The 22,111-nt window shown below is 45.2% G+C and carries 20 protein-coding genes and 1 riboswitch; of the genes, 10 read left to right on the top strand and 10 right to left on the bottom strand.

Translation table 11 applies throughout. The features are described from left to right. Positions 1–8: 8 nt before the first annotated feature. Both ACQCVH_RS04315 and ACQCVH_RS04320 read right to left on the bottom strand, forming a co-directional pair. On the bottom strand, positions 9–614 hold the full coding sequence (locus ACQCVH_RS04315) for a hypothetical protein (RefSeq protein WP_426834600.1): 606 nt from the start codon (positions 612–614) through the stop codon (positions 9–11). A gap of 69 nt (positions 615–683) precedes the next feature. Beyond that, positions 684–1,331, bottom strand: coding sequence for a cobalamin B12-binding domain-containing protein (locus tag ACQCVH_RS04320; protein ID WP_426834601.1), 648 nt, complete (start codon positions 1,329–1,331; stop codon positions 684–686). Between the two features lie 124 nt (positions 1,332–1,455). On the opposite strand from ACQCVH_RS04320, the gene ACQCVH_RS04325 reads away from it, so the two are divergent. After that, entirely contained in the window at positions 1,456–1,824 is a 369-nt protein-coding gene (locus ACQCVH_RS04325) for a hypothetical protein (RefSeq protein ID WP_426834602.1), read from the top strand. 54 nt (positions 1,825–1,878) lie between these two features. On the opposite strand, the gene ACQCVH_RS04330 is transcribed toward ACQCVH_RS04325, so the two are convergent. Continuing rightward, positions 1,879–6,207 carry a S8 family serine peptidase gene (locus tag ACQCVH_RS04330; protein WP_426834603.1) on the bottom strand — a complete coding sequence of 1,443 codons (4,329 nt, stop codon included), beginning with the start codon at positions 6,205–6,207 and terminating at the stop codon, positions 1,879–1,881. A gap of 665 nt (positions 6,208–6,872) precedes the next feature. On the opposite strand from ACQCVH_RS04330, the gene ACQCVH_RS04335 reads away from it, so the two are divergent. The 5 genes from ACQCVH_RS04335 (at position 6,873) to ACQCVH_RS04355 (ending at position 11,598) form a co-directional block, all read left to right on the top strand. Next, the gene (locus tag ACQCVH_RS04335; protein WP_426834604.1) at positions 6,873–7,400 is read left to right on the top strand and encodes an RNA polymerase sigma factor; all 528 of its coding nucleotides are present in this window, start codon (positions 6,873–6,875) and stop codon (positions 7,398–7,400) included. Beyond that, positions 7,384–8,004, top strand: a complete 621-nt coding sequence (locus ACQCVH_RS04340) for a hypothetical protein (protein WP_426834605.1) — start codon at positions 7,384–7,386, stop codon at positions 8,002–8,004. Before ACQCVH_RS04335 ends, ACQCVH_RS04340 begins: the two co-directional genes overlap by 17 nt. 377 nt (positions 8,005–8,381) lie before the next feature. Then, positions 8,382–9,674, top strand: a complete 1,293-nt coding sequence (locus ACQCVH_RS04345) for an ABC transporter substrate-binding protein (protein WP_426834606.1) — start codon at positions 8,382–8,384, stop codon at positions 9,672–9,674. 71 nt (positions 9,675–9,745) lie between these two features. Next, the gene (locus ACQCVH_RS04350) at positions 9,746–10,726 is read left to right on the top strand and encodes a carbohydrate ABC transporter permease (protein WP_426834607.1); all 981 of its coding nucleotides are present in this window, start codon (positions 9,746–9,748) and stop codon (positions 10,724–10,726) included. Continuing rightward, entirely contained in the window at positions 10,723–11,598 is an 876-nt protein-coding gene (locus tag ACQCVH_RS04355) for a carbohydrate ABC transporter permease (protein WP_426834608.1), read from the top strand. The genes ACQCVH_RS04350 and ACQCVH_RS04355 overlap by 4 nt, the downstream gene beginning before the upstream one ends. A gap of 126 nt (positions 11,599–11,724) precedes the next feature. On the opposite strand, the gene ACQCVH_RS04360 is transcribed toward ACQCVH_RS04355, so the two are convergent. The 6 genes from ACQCVH_RS04360 to ACQCVH_RS04385 form a co-directional block, all read right to left on the bottom strand. Then, positions 11,725–12,483, bottom strand: coding sequence for a hypothetical protein (locus ACQCVH_RS04360; RefSeq protein ID WP_426834609.1), 759 nt, complete (start codon positions 12,481–12,483; stop codon positions 11,725–11,727). 184 nt (positions 12,484–12,667) lie between these two features. Further along, positions 12,668–13,438, bottom strand: a complete 771-nt coding sequence (locus tag ACQCVH_RS04365) for a TatD family hydrolase (RefSeq protein WP_426834610.1) — start codon at positions 13,436–13,438, stop codon at positions 12,668–12,670. Next, positions 13,435–14,181, bottom strand: a complete 747-nt coding sequence (locus tag ACQCVH_RS04370; RefSeq protein ID WP_426834611.1) for an ABC transporter ATP-binding protein — start codon at positions 14,179–14,181, stop codon at positions 13,435–13,437. The genes ACQCVH_RS04365 and ACQCVH_RS04370 overlap by 4 nt, the downstream gene beginning before the upstream one ends. Next, the gene (locus tag ACQCVH_RS04375) at positions 14,178–14,942 is read right to left on the bottom strand and encodes an ABC transporter permease (RefSeq protein ID WP_426834612.1); all 765 of its coding nucleotides are present in this window, start codon (positions 14,940–14,942) and stop codon (positions 14,178–14,180) included. Before ACQCVH_RS04375 ends, ACQCVH_RS04370 begins: the two co-directional genes overlap by 4 nt. After that, the gene (locus tag ACQCVH_RS04380; RefSeq protein ID WP_426834613.1) at positions 14,939–15,229 is read right to left on the bottom strand and encodes a thiamine-binding protein; all 291 of its coding nucleotides are present in this window, start codon (positions 15,227–15,229) and stop codon (positions 14,939–14,941) included. The genes ACQCVH_RS04375 and ACQCVH_RS04380 overlap by 4 nt, the downstream gene beginning before the upstream one ends. An 11-nt stretch (positions 15,230–15,240) precedes the next feature. After that, entirely contained in the window at positions 15,241–16,239 is a 999-nt protein-coding gene (locus ACQCVH_RS04385) for an ABC transporter substrate-binding protein (RefSeq protein ID WP_426834614.1), read from the bottom strand. 162 nt (positions 16,240–16,401) lie between these two features. Further along, a riboswitch (TPP riboswitch) is annotated at positions 16,402–16,510 on the bottom strand. 236 nt (positions 16,511–16,746) lie between these two features. Here ACQCVH_RS04385 and ACQCVH_RS04390 point away from each other — a divergent pair. Then, entirely contained in the window at positions 16,747–17,385 is a 639-nt protein-coding gene (locus tag ACQCVH_RS04390) for a cell wall hydrolase (protein ID WP_426834615.1), read from the top strand. Between the two features lie 22 nt (positions 17,386–17,407). On the opposite strand, the gene ACQCVH_RS04395 is transcribed toward ACQCVH_RS04390, so the two are convergent. Next, positions 17,408–17,854 carry a YkvA family protein gene (locus tag ACQCVH_RS04395; RefSeq protein WP_426834616.1) on the bottom strand — a complete coding sequence of 149 codons (447 nt, stop codon included), beginning with the start codon at positions 17,852–17,854 and terminating at the stop codon, positions 17,408–17,410. A 105-nt stretch (positions 17,855–17,959) separates the two neighbouring features. Between ACQCVH_RS04395 and ACQCVH_RS04400 the strand changes: the two genes are divergently transcribed. The 3 genes from ACQCVH_RS04400 (at position 17,960) to ACQCVH_RS04410 (ending at position 22,102) form a co-directional block, all read left to right on the top strand. Beyond that, positions 17,960–18,682 carry an NAD-dependent deacylase gene (locus tag ACQCVH_RS04400; protein ID WP_426834617.1) on the top strand — a complete coding sequence of 241 codons (723 nt, stop codon included), beginning with the start codon at positions 17,960–17,962 and terminating at the stop codon, positions 18,680–18,682. 252 nt (positions 18,683–18,934) lie between these two features. Continuing rightward, positions 18,935–20,338 carry a PTS system trehalose-specific EIIBC component gene (treP, locus tag ACQCVH_RS04405; RefSeq protein WP_101550791.1) on the top strand — a complete coding sequence of 468 codons (1,404 nt, stop codon included), beginning with the start codon at positions 18,935–18,937 and terminating at the stop codon, positions 20,336–20,338. Positions 20,339–20,419: 81 nt separating this feature from the next. Beyond that, complete coding sequence (locus ACQCVH_RS04410; RefSeq protein ID WP_426834618.1) at positions 20,420–22,102, top strand: glycoside hydrolase family 13 protein; 1,683 nt, start codon at positions 20,420–20,422, stop codon at positions 22,100–22,102. The last annotated feature ends 9 nt before the right edge of the window (positions 22,103–22,111 follow it).

Consider the following 22,111-nt stretch of genomic DNA (forward strand, 5'->3'; position numbering starts at 1 on the left):
GCAGGCTCTCAGTCTATTAAAGAGTCTGCCGCTGACATGATATTCAATAGATTTTTCTGAATCCGTTCCAAATACTCCGCTTTTCCATGTTCAATGGCGAGGGGCTGAAGGATATTCATCAGATCGATTGACTCAGAAGCTGACTGGCTTATGCTTTTCAGCTTCTTTTTATTTTTGATTGCCTTTAGTTTTGCATGTGCATTGCTGCTTACTTCAAAAAGGAGGGGATTATGCAGGCCCAGCGGCTTCAAATCTGCAGGCTGCAGGGATGAAAGCCTGTTTCGGAGCAAGGCCAGATGATGCTGAACCTCCAGTAAATTTGAAGAAATGGGGGCGCAGCATACATAGATGAGCTTTTTTTCAGGGCTGCGTGAATAATAGATATTAAAAAGTTCAACTGCATTTCCAGATGTTCGCAAATTCACTTCAATCATTTCTCCGCTTTTTTTCTCAGGCATGCTGAATACTTTTTCAAGACTGTCCTGGTCAGCAAGCTGGATAAAGCTGATGCAATAGGGAAATCTGATTTCGGCAGCTTCAGAAGCGAACATTATTTTCAGGTCAAGGTCCAATATAAAAAAAGGGATTGGCAGCAAATTCAAATCAGTTTTCATGTATAGTGCCTCCTTTTTGATAGAATGACAGCCTGCAGGACCTGCAGGCTGATAACTGTATTTGTCCGATTATATGGCAATCTCTTTGGATAGGCTTACAATCCAGGGCTCAAGATCTTCCAATTTTTTAATAAGAACGGTATCTTTGCTGCAGAAGGGTGTAAAATCATAGCGGTTGATCAGTCTGCTGCCTACCAGGATCTTTGGGTGGAAAGAAAGCTGTTCGAGCTCTTCTGCATATTTCTTTAATAAAGGAAGATGGTGGGTCAGTGACAATGAGATGCCGATAACATCCGGCTTCCATTTTTCCGCACTGTTCAGGGCATATTCCAATGGAAGGCTGGCACCGAGATTTTTTACCTCCCAGCCATTTTCTTTGAATATGGAAGCTGTCATCTTTAGCCCGAGATAATGCTGCTCGCCTTCCGGACAAAAGAGGAGGGCTTTTCTTCCCTGTGCTGCTTTCTGGCCCTTTTCAAAAGAGTACTTGGTTAGAATGTAATCACATATTCCTGTCGCAAGATGTTCATCCGCCACAGTTATAAGATCCTTTTGCCAAAGCTCCCCGATATAATGCATGCTCTCGCTCAGCAAACTTTCATATATATAGCAGGATTGATAGTCTTTATAATCATATTCCTGGATAATGGCCCAGCTTCCGTAAATATCGCCTTTCAACAGGTAACTGGCAAGCTCCTTGGCTGCTGCTGAATACAATGATATCAACTCCTGTTAAATTTTATAATAATCGATGCTCCCCAAAAAATTTTCTTATTGATAGTATACTATATAAGAGAGTAGAAATCGCATCCCTGAATAAATTATTGAGGAGGCTGCCCTTATGGAAAAACATGATAAAGATAAAATTGTAAAAAAGCTCTTTGACCGCTTTTATGAAGAGTTCCCATCCCTTGAGAAATTCGGGGAATCAGGAAAAAAGAGGACAGAAGAAGATATTTACTATCACTTTCAATATCTGGAAACTGCCTATAAACTGGACAGCATACAAATTTTTACGGATTACAGCAAGTGGCTTCAGGATATACTCACTTCCCGGGGGCTCGATTCTTTTTATCTGGTATTAAATTTCAAATGGCTGATCGAGGAGATGAAAGAGACAGATGCTGAGGAAAAGGACTTTTATATTGAAGCTCTTGAAGAAGGCATAAAGGTCCTTGAAGCTTTGGAAGCCGGGGGAAGCCAGGCTTAAGTCGTCATGTAACAAGAAAGCCCGCCGGTTTCCCGGCGGGCTTCTTTTGCAGGATTATTCAGCGTTGATATTCAGCTTGCCTGCAGCCGTCTGCCTTACTTCATTCCCAAAATCATCCGTTACTTTAACTTCGATTTCTGCGCCAGGGGCTTTGACATTTTTCGTTGCTGTATAATAGCCTTCATAGTGGCCCTCAGACGTTTCCATCATCGGAAGCTCAACAGCATTTGTCAGCTGTCCGCCTGTATTTGTCAGCGGCATTCTGATAGAGAACACAGCTTTCAGCCCAGGCTCACTGTCAAATTCGATCTTGACGCTCTCGCCGGATTTCAGATCTTTATTTTCTTCCGGGAGCAGATTCTCAATGACAGGAGCTGTATATTTCGCATAGACAGTCACTTTTTTGTTTGTCTTATTCTTTGCTTTATCCTGGGCAATTACAGTAATTGTATTTTCGCCTTCGTTTAATAGGATTCGCAATGAATAAGCACCATCCTGGACAGCAGCTTTAGTACCGTTAACCTTCACCCAGTCAAGATTTACATCTGCAACAGTACCTTGGACAGTAATGGTTTCTTTATTCGTTTTTAAATCATCAGCAGGCGAGGTGATTGACAGCTCGGGTTTCTCCGTATCCACAATGACTGTTACAGGGGCGGAAAAGTCAGTCGATCCACTGTCAGTGGCGGCTTTGGCAGTCAGGATATTCTCTCCCTCGTTCAATTCTGCTTCTGCAGAGAATTTCCCGGAGTCATCTGCTGTAGTTTCCGCGGCTTTTTCCCCATTGATAAACAGGTGAACAGTTGTAGAAGGAGCCGAAGTTCCTTCAATCACGGTGTTCTTTTGTTTTGTAACAGTCCCGTCTGCAGGCGATGTGATAACAGGGGCATTAACCTCGTAGTCCACTGCCGCCCGTATCATATAATTGCCTTCTTCAGCCGGGACTGGTGACCAGGCACCGCCGACCAGCTGCCAGCTCCGCCCAGCGTTTGGCCCGTCTTCATCTGTAGCAAGGCCAGGGGTATTTGGATTAGGAGCTGATTGGATATAGACCATGTAAAAATCGCCATTGACCATGATGCCTTTGTCCCTTAAATCAACACGTGTCCATTCGCCGTTTCTTAGAGCAGAGGCTTCAAATGGCCCGGCAAGTTTTTTCCCGGGGGCACCGTCAGGTCCACTTGCATCATAGACAGCAACCTGGAATTCCGTTCCTCCAGGCACCGGCCATTCTGTGTCCCAGAAGCGGAAAATGCCGCCCGTGACCATTGCGCTGTTCTGGCCATTTTCCAGAGACATTTTCACAGCCCAGCCGTTTCCGGCATCATAAAATGCTCTTGCATTTTCTGCTGTTCCGTCGTCATAGCCGATCTCTCCAGGATAGCCGATGAATGGCCTAAGCTGGATATTTTGTTCGGCACTAGAACTGCCTTCGATTGTTATTTCGACTTCTTCGCTATAGTAGGATGGAGCAACAGCCTTCAAGGTGTATGTTCCTTCATAGGCTGTTAGCGAATATTGTCCATTTTCATCTGTGTAGACTGGTTCAACAGCCGCATCCTCGATAAGCATAACCATGGCTCCCGGTACAGGTTCGCCGGTCAATTCATTAGTAACAATCCCTTCAATGGTCCCTTCCGGAATTTCTCCCAGTACAAAGTTTGCTGAAGCCTCACCGTCTTCAGGGATATTGACGCTTTGTGACTCTGATCGGAACCCGTATGCTTCTGCCTGCACCGTATAAGTGCCGGACGCGTGGGTCATTTCATAGGAACCATCCTGCGGATCAGTGAAGACTGAACGCCCTGTCTCCAATACGGTGACTTCCGCATTCACAGGAAGTAATGCAGGGGAAGGGGCGGAACCATTTTCCTGTTCTTTTTTCCCTTGCTCTTTTTCAGGAACAATTTTGGCAGGGTCAATTTGCTTTTTAGCCGACACTGCTGGTCCGGATGGTCCCGCTGTACCATTTTTTCCAAGCTGGCCTTTTTTGGATGGTGCCTTCGGTGTATCAGATAGGGACACATCATCCAAATACCAGCCTAGCTTCTGAACTGAACTGTCAGTTGTAACATTGAATGCGATATAGATACGCTGGCCAGCGTATTCGCTTAGATCGACTTCACCGTCAATCCAGCCGGCGGTATTACCGTTGACCCTCAGTTTTTGAGTCCAATTTTCCATATCCGCCGATACAAAGACATGTCCGTAGTCATAGCGGTTCTCAAGTTCATGCCATTGCTTGAATTGCAGATAGGCATTGCCTTCGCCCAGGTCAACGGGCGGCATGAGAAGCGTCATATTAGCTGAGTTGGCATAGTTTCCTCCAAGGGCGGTCGCATAGACTTTCTCACCTGATGCGGCATTTCCCGGGCCGGATGCCGGCGCTCCCCATTCCCAGCTGTCATTTGTTCCATATGAAGTCCAGCCTGCAGGCTGGGACTCAAAGTCCTGGCTGTATCCCGTGCTGATCCCCGGGATGACATTTACTTCAAATGTATCAGATTCGGCGCTGTTGCCGCCGAAATCAACTGCCTTCCACTGGTAGGACAGGATAGGTTCCCGGATGTCCTCTCCCGGGATGACTGCCTCATAGATGCCATCAGTAAAACTGCCAGAAACCCTTTCAGCTCCAACAGATGCGGTGTTTCCGTCAGCCTTCACATACTCAAGAACGACATTTGTCACACTGATGTTATCGGAAACCTCTGCACGGACAGCGAGATCCATACCGGCATATGTTTCAGTCTGTGCATCATGTGAAATGGACGGCGCTTCACTGTCATCGCCTTCTTTAGAAACCTGGCCCTTTAGTTTGCCCAGGCCGGAAACGACAGAAGAGACGGCATCGAACACATTGACAAGTCCATGGCCATAGCCGTTATTCGGTACATTCGGGAATGTGGAATCTGTAAGCGGTACAGCTGTTGCTGACAGGATTTCTTCAATTTCATCCACTGTCAGGCTTGAATCTGCCTGCCTCAGTAAAGCTGCAGCCGCAGCTACGTGCGGGCCGGCCATGGATGTTCCGTTCCAGCCTCCTTCATAACCTGAACCAGGAACCGATGAACGGATATTTACCCCTGGTGCTGCAATGTCAGGCTTGATTTCTTCATATGGCGAAGGCCCTTGGAGAGAGAAAGAGCCCAGCCGGTTATTGATGTCTGTTGCCCCGGTAGCATAAGACTCTGGGTAATTGCCTGGGGAGGCGACTGAACCAGGTCCCCCTGGATTGGTCAGTGTTGTATTTCCTGCTGAAAATTCCGGGAAGATTTCGGCAGCGCGCCATGACTGGACCATCGGCCGGTACCATTCATCAAGACCTGGGCCGCCGCCCCAGCTGTTATTTACTACATCCGGAGCCTGTTCAGGGTGTGGAGTGCCATTGGCATCCTTAGGAGCAAGAATCCATTCCCCTGCCGCCAGAAGATCGACATCTGATCCGCCGCTCGGACTGAATGCTTTTACAGCAATAAATTTAGCTCCTGGTGCAACTCCGATCTGGTTTGCACCGCCAGGATCTGAGCCGACCATGGTGCCGGTCACATGGGTGCCATGGCCGTCATCATCATATGGGGAGGATTGTCCTCCTACTGCATCAAACCAGTTGTAAGTATGTGAAGGCTGATCAGGGTTTGCAGGATCATAGCCGCGGTATTTTTCCTTTAGCGCGGGGTGGTTCCACTGGACGCCTGTATCAATCGAGGCGACAACAGTCCCGGACCCGTCTATGCCCATGTCCCAGGCGGCTGGGGCACCGACCCTGTCTATGTTCCATTCAATGGAGCTGGTTTTATTGTCTGCTGTTTGTTCCATCTGGATGGAAGGCTTAGAGGCTTCTTTTACAGGCTTATGAAGCTCTCTGGTCTCATTAGGAAGGATTTTGTCTACTTCTGGAAAGCTTGCCAGCTTTTCCATGACATCTTTAGTGGCTGTGACGGCAATGCTGTTCACAATATAGAAGGATTTGCTATCTTTCGCTTTGCCGGCTTTTTCCTGCTGCTCAATATATTTTAGTACTCCGGCCTGTGTTTCGGCTGCGACGGCTCTTAAAGAGGAAACTACTGCAGATCTTTTCATGAATTTTGCCTTGGAGGAAGTTGCTTTATCAGCTGAAGCTTTTTTAGCTGCTTCTTGAGCGGCTTTTTTTGTGTCCGCCTGCTCTTTCATTTTTATAAGGAAGGTGACCTTGTCTTTTCCATCAAATTGATCAAGGAGCCTGCCCGAGATTTTGTTTTTTGAAGACCCGGGGGAAGCTTTCTTCATCGAAACATGCGGAGACTTGCCGGCATCGGCCTGTGCTTGATAAGGACTAAGCACCGGAATGATCAAAAGTGCCGTTAGCATGAGATAAAGCCAGCGAAACTGCTTCTTGTTCTTCATGAACCTTTTCCTCCTCTTTTCTATTCAATTTTCAATACAGAAGCTTACAGCTCTCCTTTCCTATAAGTTTTCCAGTTATGGAATTTCCTGCTGTGACTATTACTGTAGCGGAAATAATAGAGCCGGGTTGTCGAAAAATGATGGAAAAAGTACCCTCATCAATGAAATCATTCCATCTTCCCAGCAAATAATCTGCCGAAATGACAGCTTATAGGTCTTAGTCATTTCTTGCTGCAGTGTGAAAGCAGGCAATTATATCCAAAAAGCGCCAAAAAGTGATGCAGGTAATGAAAAAATAAGAGAATCAGATTATAAGAGGCAGATTTGCCAAAAATTTCTAAAAGAGGCTCCGGCTAATTAGAATGTGAGATTTAACGAGATGAAGGGAGGAATATAGTAGAATTTGTAGAAAAAATAAGAAAAGCTGCCTGAGGCCAGGATGACATTTTACGAAACCTTACAGAATCTCAAAAAGTTGCAGACATATTGCACCATTTTATAAAAATAATAGAAATTAATGCTTTATCTCTACTTTTGCTGTGGAAGGCAGGAGGAAAGATGCAGGGAGGGCATTGTTCTTCAATAAAAAAATAAAAATTATGAATGGAAGCTGTTTCCTTTTCTGCTGTCAATCGTCTAACTATGTGCAAGAGGGGGCGCCTACAATGAATAAAGTTTCTGCAGAAACGTTTGAGAGCATTTATTACGAATACAGTGACAAAATCTACGGATATATCTTCATGTATGTTAACAATAAAGAAATAGCTGAAGATCTGACTCAGGATACCTTTATTAAAGCTTATAAGCATTTCCATCAATTCAATGGCGAGTCCCATATTTTCACCTGGCTTGTCAGGATTTCAAGAAATGTAGCCATTGATTATATCCGGAAGAGAAACCGCTTCAAGTTCTTTTCCATTGAAAAATATCAATTTGATTCAGGTCATGACACTCCAGTCGAAATAATGGTCAAAGGGGAAAAAACAGCCAGGCTTTATGATGCCATCCATTCGCTGAAGCTGAGCTACCAGGAAGTCCTTATCCTCCGGAAAATCAAGGAATTCTCAATCAAGGAAACGGCACAGATCCTGGGCTGGAATGAAAACAAAGTGAAAATAACCACATCCAGGGCAATGGCTGCCCTGAAAAAAGAGATGGAAAAAAGGGGGGATACCCTTGAAGGAGTTATTTGAAGACACAATCTTGTTTGAAAAGCTTGATGATATTCCCCGTTCCAAAATGCAAAAGGACCGATCCTTCAAAAAGATTATGGAAGCTGCAGAACCCGGGAGGCTTGAGAAAAAACAGGTCAGGCCATTCTTTGGCATTAAGGGACCGCTTTTGACCGCAGCAACTGTTTTTATTGCGGCTATCTATTTTTACTCCCAATTCAGCATCCCGGATGCAGACAGCACCTTCGCTGAATTGAAAGAGCTGCCGATAGCAGATATTATTACATCAGAAACAGATTCAGAATACAGCTACATTACGAACGGTGTCAATATAGAGCTTAATGAATCCAGTTATGCCGATAATCCTTTCATGAAAGCAATGATCAGGTCGATGCTGAAAGATTCGGCTCCCACCAATTATTCTCCGGCAGAAAAGCCAGCGTATGACATCCTGATCAGGTACAAAGGCGGAGACGTGATTCAGCTGAAGATATGGAATGTTAATGATGTCATTTACTTCAGGGAGGAGGGCGGAAAAGAATTCTTTAAGGCACCAGAAAAGCTATCGGGCAGCATCCTCAAAACCCTGAAAAAGGAAGGGTTCAGCTGGAAGAGAGCCGGATGATGAAAAAGCAATATGAAAATAGGGACCGAGAAGAGGCCGGCAGAAGGAGGCCTCTTCTTTAATAACAATAGGAATAGGCGCATGGGAGCATAATGCCCATGGGCCTTTTTTTGTTTCCTTACGCCGTATGTCAATACTTCAAACAGCTGTAAAGTCCGGGAGCTCTTCAGCCGGACTGGTACGGGAATCCATATTTAGAAAAAAATATTTAGACAATTTTCGATCTTTTTTTTGAGAAGCAGGTTTAGAAGCAGGAGAAGCGGGTAGTTTTACAGTAAATTCCTTCTCGGAGTTCAGCACCGTTATGGATCCTTTGCGCAAAGGCAGCTGTGTGTTATTTAGAGAGAAAAAATTTAGACAAATCTAGGGGGATACATATGAAAAAGGGAATAGCCTTATTAATTTCTGTCTTTCTGCTTCTTGGCGTCCTGGCCGGATGCTCAGGCGGAGAATCTGCCCAGGCAGAAAAAACGAAGGATGGAAAAGTAGTCATTGATTTCTGGACATTCTGGGGATCAGAAACAAGAAGGCCAATCATTGAAAAAATTATAGACAATTATAATGCTTCACAGGATAAGGTTTTTGTTAAGCATACATATTTGCCTTGGGGAGATATCTGGACAAAGAACCTTGCTTCAGTAGCTGCCGGGAACCCGGCTGATGTCATCATCAATGATATCAATACTGTTGGGCAGCGGGCGGAAGCCAAACAGGTTGAAGATTTAAGCAAATATATGGATGAAGACTTCAAAGATCAGTTTTATCCTCACCTTTGGGACACAGTCCTTTATGAAGACAAGCCTTATGCTGTTCCATTCAATACTGATACAAGACTTCTATTTTATAATAAAACAGCTTTTAAAGAAGCCGGCCTGGATCCGAATAAGCCGCCTTCTACCTGGGCTGAGCTTGAGGAATATGCCGAAAAGCTTGATGTGAAAAACGGAAAAGCCTATGACAGGGTCGGCTTCTATCCGCTTTGGGGAAGCATCGGAGCAGGCAGCTGGATGACCAGTGCAGATGGAGGGAAAAACTTCATCGAAAATGGTGAATTGAATATCAATACGCCTAAAAAAGCAGAAGCATTGGAATGGGTTCTCAAATGGCAGGACCGCCTTGGGGAATCCAATGTTCAGGCGCTGAAAGCCGAATTCGGAAGCGAGCAGTCCAATCCTTTCATTGCCGGAAAAGTGGCCATGTGGGTGGATGTAGGAACTTTTTATACTCAGATCAGGGACTATGGGAAGGATATGGATTTTGGAGTTGCTCCAATCCCGGCTTATGAAGAAGGTGCTGAAAACTGGAGTGATGGAGGCGGTTTTGTTGCCGAGGTGCCAAAAGGCTCCAGCAATCCGGAAGAAGCAATGGACTTCATTAAGTATCTGACCGGACCAGAAGCTCAGAAATACTGGGCTATGGAGAACTTTGACAATGTTGCCAGCATTGAAGGTGCTGAGGCGGCAGCAGAAGAGCTTGAAGGAAAAGATAAAGAGGTCTATGAAGCTACCATCAAAAATCTTGAAGATACTCAGCTTTTCCCGATTCCGGTTGAATATCCTGATTATTTGAGCAGGGTCAACCCGCAGATCGACAATGCCCTGCTTGGGAAACAGTCGCCTGAAGAGGCACTTGAGAAAGCGGAAAGTGATGTTGAAAAACTAAAAAGATAACTGTGTCAAGAAGAGAAGGGGTTTCCTTCTCTTCTTCGACTTGATTTATTACAGGGAAAGGGTGAAGGGGTATGAAATCGTATGATTCTACAATTGCTCAAACAGAAGCGGACAGCATGGGCAAAGAAAAGGCTAATACTGAGCCGAAGCGGCTTTCTCGGAAAGCGAAAGATAATTTATTCGGCTATTTATTCATCAGCCCCTGGATCATCGGTTTTCTGGGACTGACTCTCGGACCGCTCTTATTTTCATTATTTGCAAGTTTTACAGATTATAATATAACTTCAAGAATGAATTTCATCGGTTTGGAAAATTTCAAAAGGATGTTTACGATCGATGATCTTTTCAAGACATCGCTCTGGAATACAATCTATTATGTATTATTTTCCGTCCCCCTGACCACGGCTGGCGCTATTCTGCTGGCTGTACTGCTGAATCAGAGGGTAAAAGGGATGAAATTTTTCAGGACAGTGTACTACCTTCCTGCCATTCTTTCTGGCGTCGCTGTCTATTTTCTATGGATGCAGCTGTTAAGCCCTTCGACAGGCCTTGTCAACACTTTCCTTGCCTGGTTTGGCATAGAAGGTCCTGCATGGCTGTTTGATCCTGAATGGACAAAACCCGCCCTGCTGCTGATGAAGATGTGGAGCGTCGGCGGAGGCATGCTCCTGTATCTTGCCAGCCTGCAGGGAGTTTCGGCCCAGATGTATGAAGCAGCAGACCTTGATGGGGCAAGTTCGTTCCAAAAGTTTTTCCATATCACTCTGCCAATGATTTCACCGATCATCTTCTTTGATGTCATTACCAGCACCATTGGATCATTTCAAATCTTCCAGGAAGCCTATGTGATGACCGAGAACGGAGACGGAGGACCGGGAAATTCCCTTCTGTTCTATAACCTTCACATGTGGAACAATGCTTTTGAAATCTTTGATATGGGCTACGCCTCAGCGATGGCTTGGCTGCTGTTCCTGATCGTCATGGTACTGACAGTCATCAATCTGACACTCGGAAAAAAATGGGTTCACTATGAAGGAGGAGACAATAAATGAAGCAGGCAGCTGCTGAAGCACCAAGGTTTTATGAGACAAAAAAATTCAGGCAGCGGACAAAGCATATCTTTGTTGCTTTCCTGCTTCTGGCTGGAAGCGTGCTGATCTTGTCGCCGCTATGGTGGATGATTTCAACTTCCCTGAAATCGCCGCAGGAAATCGCCCAATACCCGCCAACCTTCATTCCGAACGAATTCCATTTCTCAAATTATCTGGAGGCATGGCAGACAGCGCCATTTACAAGATGGGCGTTAAATACCTTATTTATTGCCCTTGCCGGCATGATCGGGAGCGTGCTTGTTAATTCTCTCGTTGCCTATGCATTCGCAAAAATTCGTTTCAAAGGCAGAAATGCTCTTTTCGTCATTGTATTATCTACTATGCTGATACCAGGTTTTGTTACTATGGTTCCGCAATATATCCTGTTTTCTAAGCTGGGCTGGATCAACACATATCTTCCTTTGATCGTTCCTGCCTTCCTGGGTAGTGCATTTTTTATCTTCCTGTTAAGGCAGTTCATGATGGGCATACCGAATGAATTGATTGAAGCAGCAGTTCTTGACGGTGCGAGCCATCTGCAGATCTGGTGGAATATCATGCTCCCGCTTACCAAACCCGCACTTATTACAGTCGCGCTGTTCTCCTTCAATGGTGCATGGAATGACCTTTTAGGCCCGCTGCTGTATATAAATGACGAAAGCCTGTATACCTTGCAGATCGGGCTGCAAACATTCAAAGGAACAGTATCCACCCAGTGGCACTACCTGATGGCCATGTCAGTAACCGTCCTGCTGCCGGTCGTCCTCTTATTTTTCTTCTTCCAAAGACATTTCATCGAAGGCTCCAATATCGCTTCGGGGAGTAAAGGTTAGGAGCCGGAGCTGGACAATAAGAAAAGCGGAGGCATTTGCTTCAGTATCTTATGAAACTGAAAGATGCACAAATAGAAAGAAGGCATGGCTTCCCAGTCATGCCTTCTTTCTATTCAGCCATTTCTATTAAGCTGGTGCGGGACAGGTGGTTTTCCAGACGCCTTTTACACAAACTTTATCCTTCGGAACATAGCAATCAATGATTGTTTTGCCGGCGCAGAGCAGCCTGCCGACTGAATATTGGGAACCGGACGAACAATAGCTGCCAATCAAATTGACACATGGGAGGGAAACGCTCCCATTTGTATAACTTGTACATTGCCAGCAAAGATAGTTACTTCCATTCACAGCATCTTCATCAGCTGGATTTTCTCTTTGCAGCTCCGCTGAGCTGACCATGGCTTCTGCTTTTTCCTCCGTCTGCACCGCAAGCTCTGCGTATAGATCTGTCTCAGACACATTAATTGCAGTGGTTATACCTGTGGAAAGCTCCTCAAGATAGATCGCTTTATCTTTGAGAATACTGCTATAGTCGAGAATATAAGCCTGCATATCTTCATTGATGCTGTCATAAGCAAAGGTAAGAATGGAGGAGAAGCTGACAGTGGCTGCACCGCCTGCGGCCAGTGAAGCTTCTTCCTTATATTTAATCTCATACTGGACAATCCAGCCATACTGCTGGTCTTCTTCGTCTTTAAGCGGATTCAGGATATAAGGGTCATTTGAGAGAAAGTCATCTTTAAAATCCTTATACTCTTCTGTTTTCTTAACCAGCTTAAGAAATTGTTTTTCAGTGGGAATCAGGCTGGCAGTTTGCGGCTGGGCAAAAGCAGAGGTGGAAAAGGAAAACAGGATGATAAGCAGGATCAGGCCATATCTTTTCATTGAACAGTCCTCCAATAAGCTTTTCTTTTACTGTACCTTATATTTCCATCTGGAGATATGGGGAAAATTTATTAAGGGGAAAATTGGTTCAATACTACTAAAGAGATAAGATGTGTTTTTTTCATCGATGTCCTTGTTCCAAAAAATAATTAAAAAGCACCCTGCTTAAAAAACAGAGTGCTTCTCAAATACTATAAAAATCCCTGGCATTAGTCAGCAGGAGCTTATAAACCTCCCGCAATGCCAGTTCTTTGATTTCAGCAATTTTGGCTGCTGAACGATGGATCATTCTTGGTGAAGTCATTTGTTTATGGAAAGGCCCTTCGAACAGCCAGGGGCCGTCTGTTTCAGCCATCAGCTGTCCGATTGGGTAGGCTTCTACTAGTGATTGAATCTCCCCTTCGTACATTACATCGGGAGTCACTGAGATGAAATAGCCATTTGCGGCCATTCGTTCAGCCACAAGAGCTGAGCCTTTGAACCAATGAAAATGGACTTTTTCAACAGAATATTTTTCGAGCAGGCTGCAGACTGTGTCCGCATCCTCATAAATGCTATGGAGGATGATGGGGAGCTGCCACTCCTTTGCTTTCCGGACAAATAGCTCCAGTAATTCCAGATACGGTTCCAGACCTGGGAAGGAAGCTCCCTGCTCTTGTCTTAAATAGTATGGAAGGCCGACCTCTCCTATGGCTATCATGTTTTCTTTATGATTCTCCATCCAGCTTATCAGATCTGCAAGTTCTGCTTCAGGTGGGATGGCTTGTTCCGGATGGTACCCAAAGGCCGGTTTTACCTTTGAAAACCTCTCTGCAAGGAGCAGGTTCTTTTTGCAGGAACTGAGATCCCAAGAGACAGTTACGATTGAATCGAGCTCCGGGATGCTGCAAATATCAGCAATATCTTGATCATCGTAGCGGTCCAGGTGGATGTGGCTGTCAATAATCTTGTTCATCCTTTGTCCCCTTTTGGCCGCAGTGAATGATGGACCTTCCTTTTCCATTCCAGAAATTCCTCTTCCAGAAACAGTTCTTCTCTCCTTGGCCGGGAGAAAGGCACTGTAAATTCTGCTGCTGTATGGGCCGGCTTTTCTGATAAGACGATGATGCGATCTGACAGAAAAAGAGCTTCTTCTATATTATGAGTGATAAAGATGATGGCTGGCCGCTGCTCCTCCCATATTGACAGGAGCCATTTCTGCATATCATGCCGCGTCAGTTCATCCAGTGCTGAAAATGGTTCATCCAGGCAAAGCAGCTCCTGTGGGCTGAGAAGTGCCCTTATGAAGGAAGCGCGCTGCTTCATTCCGCCGGATAATTCATGCGGGTAGGCATGCGCATATTGCCCGAGTCCTGCTTTATGTATCATATCCATGGCTTTTTCCTTATCTGTTCTGCCTGTCAGTTCCTGTCCCAGAAGGACATTTTGCAGGACTGTCCTCCATGGAAGCAGGGAAGGGGTCTGAGGCATATAACTCATGAATCCCTTTTGGCCATTAATCGATTGGCCGTTCATTTGGATGCTCCCTTTATCAGGGAGAAGCAGACCGCCAATTAGATTGAAAATAGTGCTTTTTCCGCTTCCCGAAGGCCCGAGAAGAGAGACGAATTCCCCTTCATTGACTTCTAGGCTTAAGCTACTGAGGACAGTCTGTTCTCCAAAAGACTTTGATATATTTTTCAGCTGCAGGAGGCTCATTTTATCTGCTCCTTTTTATTCCATTTTAAAAGTAAGCTCTCTGCCAAGAGAATTGCTCCGAAGAATATCAGGCTTAAAATCATAATGGCAAAAATGGCAACAAAAACCCGGTCTGTCCGAAATGAGGAGGAGGCCAGTGTCATAAAAACGCCTATCCCTTTTTCCGAACCAAGCCATTCGGAAATGACAGCGCCCATTACACTGTATGTTGCCGAGATTTTTAGCCCTGAAAATAGCGAGGGCAGGGAGCCGGGCCACTCCAGCTTCCAGAACAGCTGCCTTTTGGTGGCGCCTGACATCGCCATATAATGCTTAAGCTCGGCTGGAACCTGCCTGAAACCGTCCAAAGCTGCCACAGTGATTGGAAAAAAACAAACAAGAATAATGACTATGAATTTCGGCAGCAGCCCAAACCCGAACCAGATGACAAGGAGAGGGGCAAGGACGATGACGGGGACATTCTGGGAAAGTATCAGCAGCGGGTAAACAGATTCCCTCACAGCCGGCAGACGGTGGAGGATGATGGCCGCAGTGAGCCCGATAACAGTCCCCAATGCGAAGCCGGACAGTGATAAAAGCACTGTTGACGCCAGGTGGCCTGAAAAACGGGTCCAGCTTTCCACAGATTCAGCCAGGATGTCAGAGGGGGGCGGCAGGAGCCAGGCAGGGATTTCTGCGAGCCTGACTGCCGCTTCCCATAGAATGAACAAAAGGAGGAGAACCGCTGCCGGCTTCCATCCTCTTACAAACACTTTCTTCATTTGTATTTATCCGTCAGGTCACCCATCGTGATCCCATCAGGCTGAAACAGAATTTTGACCTGGGAAATAACATTTTTGCTTCCCATTTCAATCATTCTTTCATTCATCCTTGCAATGATCCTGAAGAGCTCTTCAAGCTCGCCTTCCATTGTTGTCTCCAGCGGATGGACCTCGTATTTGACTCCGGATTCTGCAATGATTTTAATCGCTTCATCTACATATGGAATGACATCTTCCCCGTTTTTTGTTTTAGGTATAATCTGAATGCTGATCAGTGTACTGGCCATTATGGTTCCTCCTATTCTGGCAAAAATTCATTGGTAAAAGCTTTTTCAGCGTCCAGCTCGCTGTCCAGCAGTTTATTTTCATACATCCATTGGGCATAGTTTTCCCAAACCTCTATACTCTGTTCTCCCCATTGTTCTGCATCATCCTGATATTTTGGAGACAGCCATTCCTGGCTTTTCTTGACCAGCTCGGCGTCTAAATCAGGTGCAGCCTCAAGCAGGATATCAGCAGCTTCTTCCGGATTCTTGATTGCAAACTGATAGCCCTGTGATGCTGCTTTTACAAAGGCTCTGACAGTATCAGGACTATTTTTGATCATTTTCTCATTTGTAGCCAGAACAGGTGTATAATAATCGAGTTTATCGGAATAGTCGGTAAGGTAGACCATATTCAGATCTTCTCCGCGAAGCTCCGCCTCGACGCCAGTCCACCCATAATAAATCCAGGCAAAATCGATATCCCTTTTAACAGCTGTAAAGAAATCGGCATCCCCCATGTTAACAAAGGAAACATCAGAGACATCTGCCTTTTCCTGCTTCATTAATGAGGCGATAACAGATTCCTCAACAGGCGATCCCCAGCCTCCATATTTTTTCCCGGCAAAATCCTTTGGCGAGTCGATATTTTTTGCTGCAGGAGAAGCAAAGCCGGACGTATTATGCTGTATGACGGCGGCTACCGACACAAGCGGGACACCCTGAACCCGTGCCTGTGTAATACTTTCCTGATAGCTGACGCCAAAGTCGGCCTTACCGGAAGCAACCAGCTGGTCTGCTCCAGCGTCACCAGGCATGATGATTTCTGCATCAAGGCCATTTTCTTTAAAAAAATTCTTTGCTTTGGCAGCGTAAAGTCCAGTGTGATTAGTATTTGGTGTCCAGTCAAGGACAACCGTTATCTTTTCCAGGTCCTGCCCTTTATCAGCTTGTCTTTCTTCCTGACCAGTCTGTCCTCCGGTGCAGCCGGCAAGCAGCCAGACAGTGCACAATGCGCTGAGCCATTTCTTCATGATCAATCCTCCATGCTGTTTCTGATATTATTCCAAAAAGACCGCCGGTTAATGGCATAAACTAATTCTGGACAACCGCGGGCGGAGGTGCTGTTCCTTTATATCCCGATGCAAACAAAAAAGCGCCCGGATTTCAGAACCCGTGCGCAATAAAAAACATTCATCAATTAAGAATATGTTTCCTACGCTGGCATCTCTCCAGATCAGGTTCAAAGGGTCCTTTATTGTAAAAATAAAGTCTCAACCGTGCCCGGTTCCCCCACAATTCTCTCCTATTTACAGCCGCATAAAGCAGCCGGTCCGTTCAGAGCTCCCGCATTCATCCGGGAATCATGGTCCATTATAACAGATATTCTCTGCAATGGCATTGAAACAGCTTTCTTCCGGAAAATTCGGAGTTATCCCTATATATCCCTGTGCTGCCATGGAAAGAATTAAGTTTGGAACTGAATCTTTTTCTGTGATAGGGTAAGGAATGTTGAAAAAAGATTGAATGGAGGAGAAGACATGAAATATCTTGCCTTAATGATTGCTGCATTCATGCTGATCTCATTCCAGATTGTCCAAAATCCCGGAAAACAAGCATTTGCCAAGACGATTGATAATGTCGATATATATACTGTAAAAGAAGAGGATAGCCTTTCGAAGCTCAGCAGGCAATTTGGTGTGGCTGCAGAGGATATACAGAAGGCTAATTATAAAAAGGATGAAAAGATATTTGCCGGAGATAAGCTCATCATTCCGTCTGCTCCAAAGAAAAAGAAGCGGATAACAGAACAAAAGGTCAGCTTATCTAAAGGAGAAAAAGATCTTTTGGCAAGGCTTGTGCATGCGGAGGCAAAAGGTGAGCCGCATGCCGGAAAAGTCGCTGTGGCTGAAGTGGTCCTCAATAGAATTAAGGACGAAAAATTTCCGGACACAGTCAAAGAAGTTATTTACGAAGACAGGCAATTTGAGCCTGTGGACAATGGGATGATCAATAAACCGGCAGGGAAGGATTCACAGAAAGCAGTCCAGGAGGCACTGACTGAAGAAAGAAAAGACGGTGAGTCCCTGTTTTTCTTCAACCCTGCCCAGACTAACAGCAAATGGCTCCGCACAAGGGCCGTTACAAAAGAAATCGGCAACCACCGGTTTGCGAAATAGAATAAAGAAAAAACTCTTGTTGCTATACAAGAGTTTTTTTGCTGTCTTCTTCCATATCTATAATATTGTCTGGCTGTGTTTCTCTCCATAGCTTAAATCTTTCAAGCTCATTGGCGATTTGCTTGATGATAAAGCCGATGATTGCGGCATCATCCAATATGCCGATTCCGGCAAGAAAGTCGGGGACAAGATCCAGGGGAGACACAAAATAGAGAATGCCAGCAATGACCGTAACAGCTGTTTTTGCAGAAATGTCCCTATACTGTCCCTTTGAGTAGGCTTTAATGAGTTCAAACAGGAGCTGAAGCTTGTCCCATACTTCAGACAGGGCATTTTTCCTGGAATCGGCTTTTTTGCTTGCTTTAGAAAGCAGCCCGCTTGTTTTGCCCGGATCATTTAAGTATTTGGCAGCGCGGCTCTCATATTTTTTATATTCCTTTTCATAATCTTCCTTTTTGAAAATCTTCATATATAACATCCTTCCGGTTATAAGATCCTTTTTACTCTTTTATCCCATTTTCGGATGATTGAACCCCGGAAAAGTTTATAATAGAGAAAAAAGCGAGGTGTCCATATGCTTTTACAGTGGCTTAAAGAGTCAAGTTATACGGTCATATTGACCGGTGCAGGCATGTCAACAGAAAGTGGGCTGCCCGATTTCCGGTCTGCAGGCAGCGGGTTAACGAATACGATGGATTATGGGAGAATTGCCAGTACAGAAGCTCTCAACCATCATGTGAATGAATTCATTGAATTTTATCGCAGCAGAGTCATGGGTCTGAAGGATTGCCAGCCACATGCCGGGCATTATATACTCGCAGATTGGGAAGGAAGGGGAATCATCCATAGTATCATTACTCAGAATGTGGATGGATTCCACCAGGTGGCAGGGAGCAGAAATGTGGCTGAACTGCATGGTACACTGCAGCAGGTCCGTTGTCAGGGATGCGGGAAAACATTTCCGAGTGATGAATATATAGATGAGCATTTCCATTGCAGTGATTGCGGGGGGATTTTGCGGCCGTCCATCGTCTTATTTGGAGAAATGCTGCCTGAGGAAGCGATTGACTTTGCAGCAGTTGAAGCTGAGAAGGCGGAACTTTTCATTGTCCTTGGCTCATCGCTCTCTGTCACTCCTGCCAATCAGTTCCCGCTGATTGCAAAGCAGAATGGTGCAAAACTTGTTATTGTCAATATGGAGCCTACTGATTTTGATTTTTATGCTGACGAAGTCATTAACGGAGAAAAAGTTGGAGAACTGCTGAAAGAGCTTGATGCAGAGATAGGAAAGATATGAAGCCTTCCATAATTGGAGGCTTTTTTTATAGGAAATTTTATTAGTATAATAAATGATTGACTATCATGTATATACAAGATATAATGAAAACGTAAACATCATGTATATACAAGTCTTTGGAGTTAATACTTAATATGCTGACCCTCCAGCAAAGGATAATTTTGCAAGGAGGGCAGATAATATGAAGTATATGAGCTCCCGGCCGCATTTTTTTTTGCTTGCTGTTGAAAACGGTAACAGGAGGAGAGAAGCATGAGCAATTACAGAGAATCTGCCGAGCGTATTGTAGAAGCAGTTGGCGGAAAAGAAAATATTGCAGCAGCTACGCACTGCGTAACCCGTCTGCGGTTTGCTTTGAAGGATGAAAGCAAAGTTGATAAAGAAGCATTGGAAAATATAGATAGTGTTAAAGGATCATTTTCTACAAACGGCCAATTCCAGGTGGTCATCGGCCAAGGCCTTGTTGATAAGGTATACAAGGAAATGGCAGCGGCTACAGGAATCGGTGAAGTGTCAAAAGAAGAAGTGAAAGCAGCTGCTTCTGAAAAAATGAATCCGCTTCAAAGAGCAATCAAAACGCTGGCCGACATTTTCATTCCTATTCTTCCGGCTATTGTTACAGCCGGCCTGCTGATGGGAATCAACAATATCATGACAGCGCCTGATATCTTTTATACAGGCAAATCATTCATAGACGTTCATCCAGGATGGGCTGATCTCGCTAATATCATCAATATGATAGCCAATACCGCGTTTGTATTCCTGCCGGGGCTGATTGGATGGAGTGCGGTCAATCGTTTCGGCGGAAGTCCGCTTCTTGGCATGGTGCTCGGCCTGATGCTTGTCCACCCCGACTTGCTTAATGCTTGGGGTTATGGTTCTACTGATAAGGTTCCTGTATGGAATCTGTTTGGACTGGAGATAGAGAAAGTCGGCTATCAGGGTCAGGTGCTGCCGGTACTGGCTGCGTCCTATGTTTTGGCAAGGATTGAGATATTTTTAAGAAAGAGGATTCCGGATTCAATCCAGCTGCTGACAGTCGCGCCGATTGCGCTGCTGATCACAGGCTTTCTGTCTTTCATTGCGATCGGGCCTGTTACGTTTACGATCGGAGGCTGGATCACTGACGGTGTTGTATCCATTTTTGATGCGGTTCCTGCTCTTGGAGGATTGATTTACGGCGGCCTTTATGCACCGCTCGTTATTACAGGGATGCACCATACATTCCTGGCTGTCGATCTGCAGCTGATCGGATCAATCGGCGGAACATTCCTCTGGCCGATGGTGGCATTATCAAATATTGCTCAGGGTTCAGCATCGCTTGCGATGTTCTTCTTAAATAAAAATGAAAAAGTAAAGGGACTTGCTGCAACTTCTTCGCTTTCAGCTTTCCTCGGAGTTACAGAGCCAGCCATGTTCGGTGTGAACCTGCGCTTCAAATATCCGTTCATCGCAGCGGTCATCGGCTCTGCCCTGGGCGGCATGTTCATTACCATTAAAGGGGTCATTGCTCCATCGATAGGAGTCGGCGGACTGCCTGCCTTCTTCTCAATCTTATCCGAAAACTGGGGGTCCTTCTTTATCGGGATGGCGATCGTGCTGGTTGTGCCGTTTGTGCTGACATTCCTGTTCGGCAAATTCAGAAAAGCTGAATGATTATTCTGGTACCATGGATAAAAGCCTATCCATGGTATCGCTATTTACATAACGTACTGAGAAATAATGGGAGGTTTTAAAATGAAAGGGCAATGGTGGAAAGAAAGCACTGTTTACCAGATATATCCGAGGAGCTTCATGGACAGCAATGGTGATGGCATAGGTGATTTGCAGGGCATCATTTCCAAGCTGGACTATCTTAAAAAACTGGGGATAGATGTCATCTGGCTGTCGCCTGTTTATCAATCACCCAATGATGATAATGGCTATGATATTAGTGATTATAAAAATATCATGGACGAGTTCGGGACCATGGATGATTGGGAAGAGCTGCTCAGTGAGTTGCACCTCCGCGATATGAAGCTGATCATGGACCTTGTCGTCAACCACAGCTCTGATGAGCATGCCTGGTTCATTGAAGCGAAGAAATCCAAAGAAGCTCCTTACAGGGATTATTATATTTGGCGCAAAGGGGAAAACGGCAGGGAGCCGAACAATTGGGGTTCCAATTTCGGCGGATCTGCATGGGAATATGACGAAAACTCCGGAGAATACTTCCTCCATTTGTTCTCAAAGAAGCAGCCTGATTTGAACTGGGAGAATCCGGCTCTGAGGCAGGAAGTATATGATATGATGCAGTGGTGGCTCGATAAAGGGATTGATGGCTTCAGGATGGATGTGATCAATTTCATCTCAAAGGAGGATGGCCTCCCGGATGATGAAGTGAAACCCGGCAAGAAATATGCATCAGGAAGCAAATATTATAGAAATGGGCCAAGAATACATGAGTATCTTCAGGAAATGAACGAAAAAGTCCTTTCGCATTATGATGTTATGACTGTCGGAGAGATGCCTGGGGTCAAGCCCGAAATGGCCCGTGATTATACAGGGGAAGACAGGAATGAACTGAATATGGTATTCCAATTTGAGCATGTAAGCCTCGACAATGGTCCGGGCGGAAAGTGGGATCTTAAACCGCTAGACCTTTCAGACCTGAAGAAAAGTCTGACAAAATGGCAGACCGAGCTTGAAGAAACGGGCTGGAATTCTTTATATTTCAATAACCATGACCAGCCGAGATCTGTTTCAAGATTCGGCAATGATGGGGAATACCGCAAAGAATCGGCGAAGATGCTGGCTACCCTGCTCCATATGATGAAGGGCACCCCGTATGTGTATCAGGGCGAAGAAATCGGGATGACAAATGTTGAATTTCCGGGTATAGGAGATTACCGGGACATTGAAACCCTTAATTATTTCCGTGAATCGACAGAAGCGGGAGTGCCGGCAGGGAAAGCGATGGAAAGCATATACGCAAAAGGAAGGGACAACGCCAGAACCCCTATGCAATGGAATTCTTCGGAAAATGCCGGTTTTACAACTGGTACTCCATGGATTGGCATTAACCCGAACTTCAGTGATATAAATGCGGCGGAAGCCCTGGAAGATAAGAATTCCATCTTTTATTATTATCAGGACCTGATCAGGCTCAGAAAAGAGCAAGATATTATAGTCTACGGAAAATATGAACTGATATTGGAAGAAGATCCGGCGATTTTTGCATACACACGTACCCTGGGCAGTCAGGTGCTTGTAGTGCTGTGTAATTTTTATGGAAATATACGGAAACTGGCATTGCCTGAAGAGCTTAAAGAGATCAAATATTCCTGGCTGACAGGTAACTATGGCAGTGAAGGCAGGGAAGACATAGTGCCTCAGCAGCTTAAGCCTTATGAGGCGATTGTCTTGATTGGCGAAAAATAAGCAGACTAA

The organism is Bacillus infantis (assembly GCF_050107595.1).
Lineage (GTDB): Bacteria > Bacillota > Bacilli > Bacillales > Cytobacillaceae > Bacillus_AB > Bacillus_AB infantis_C.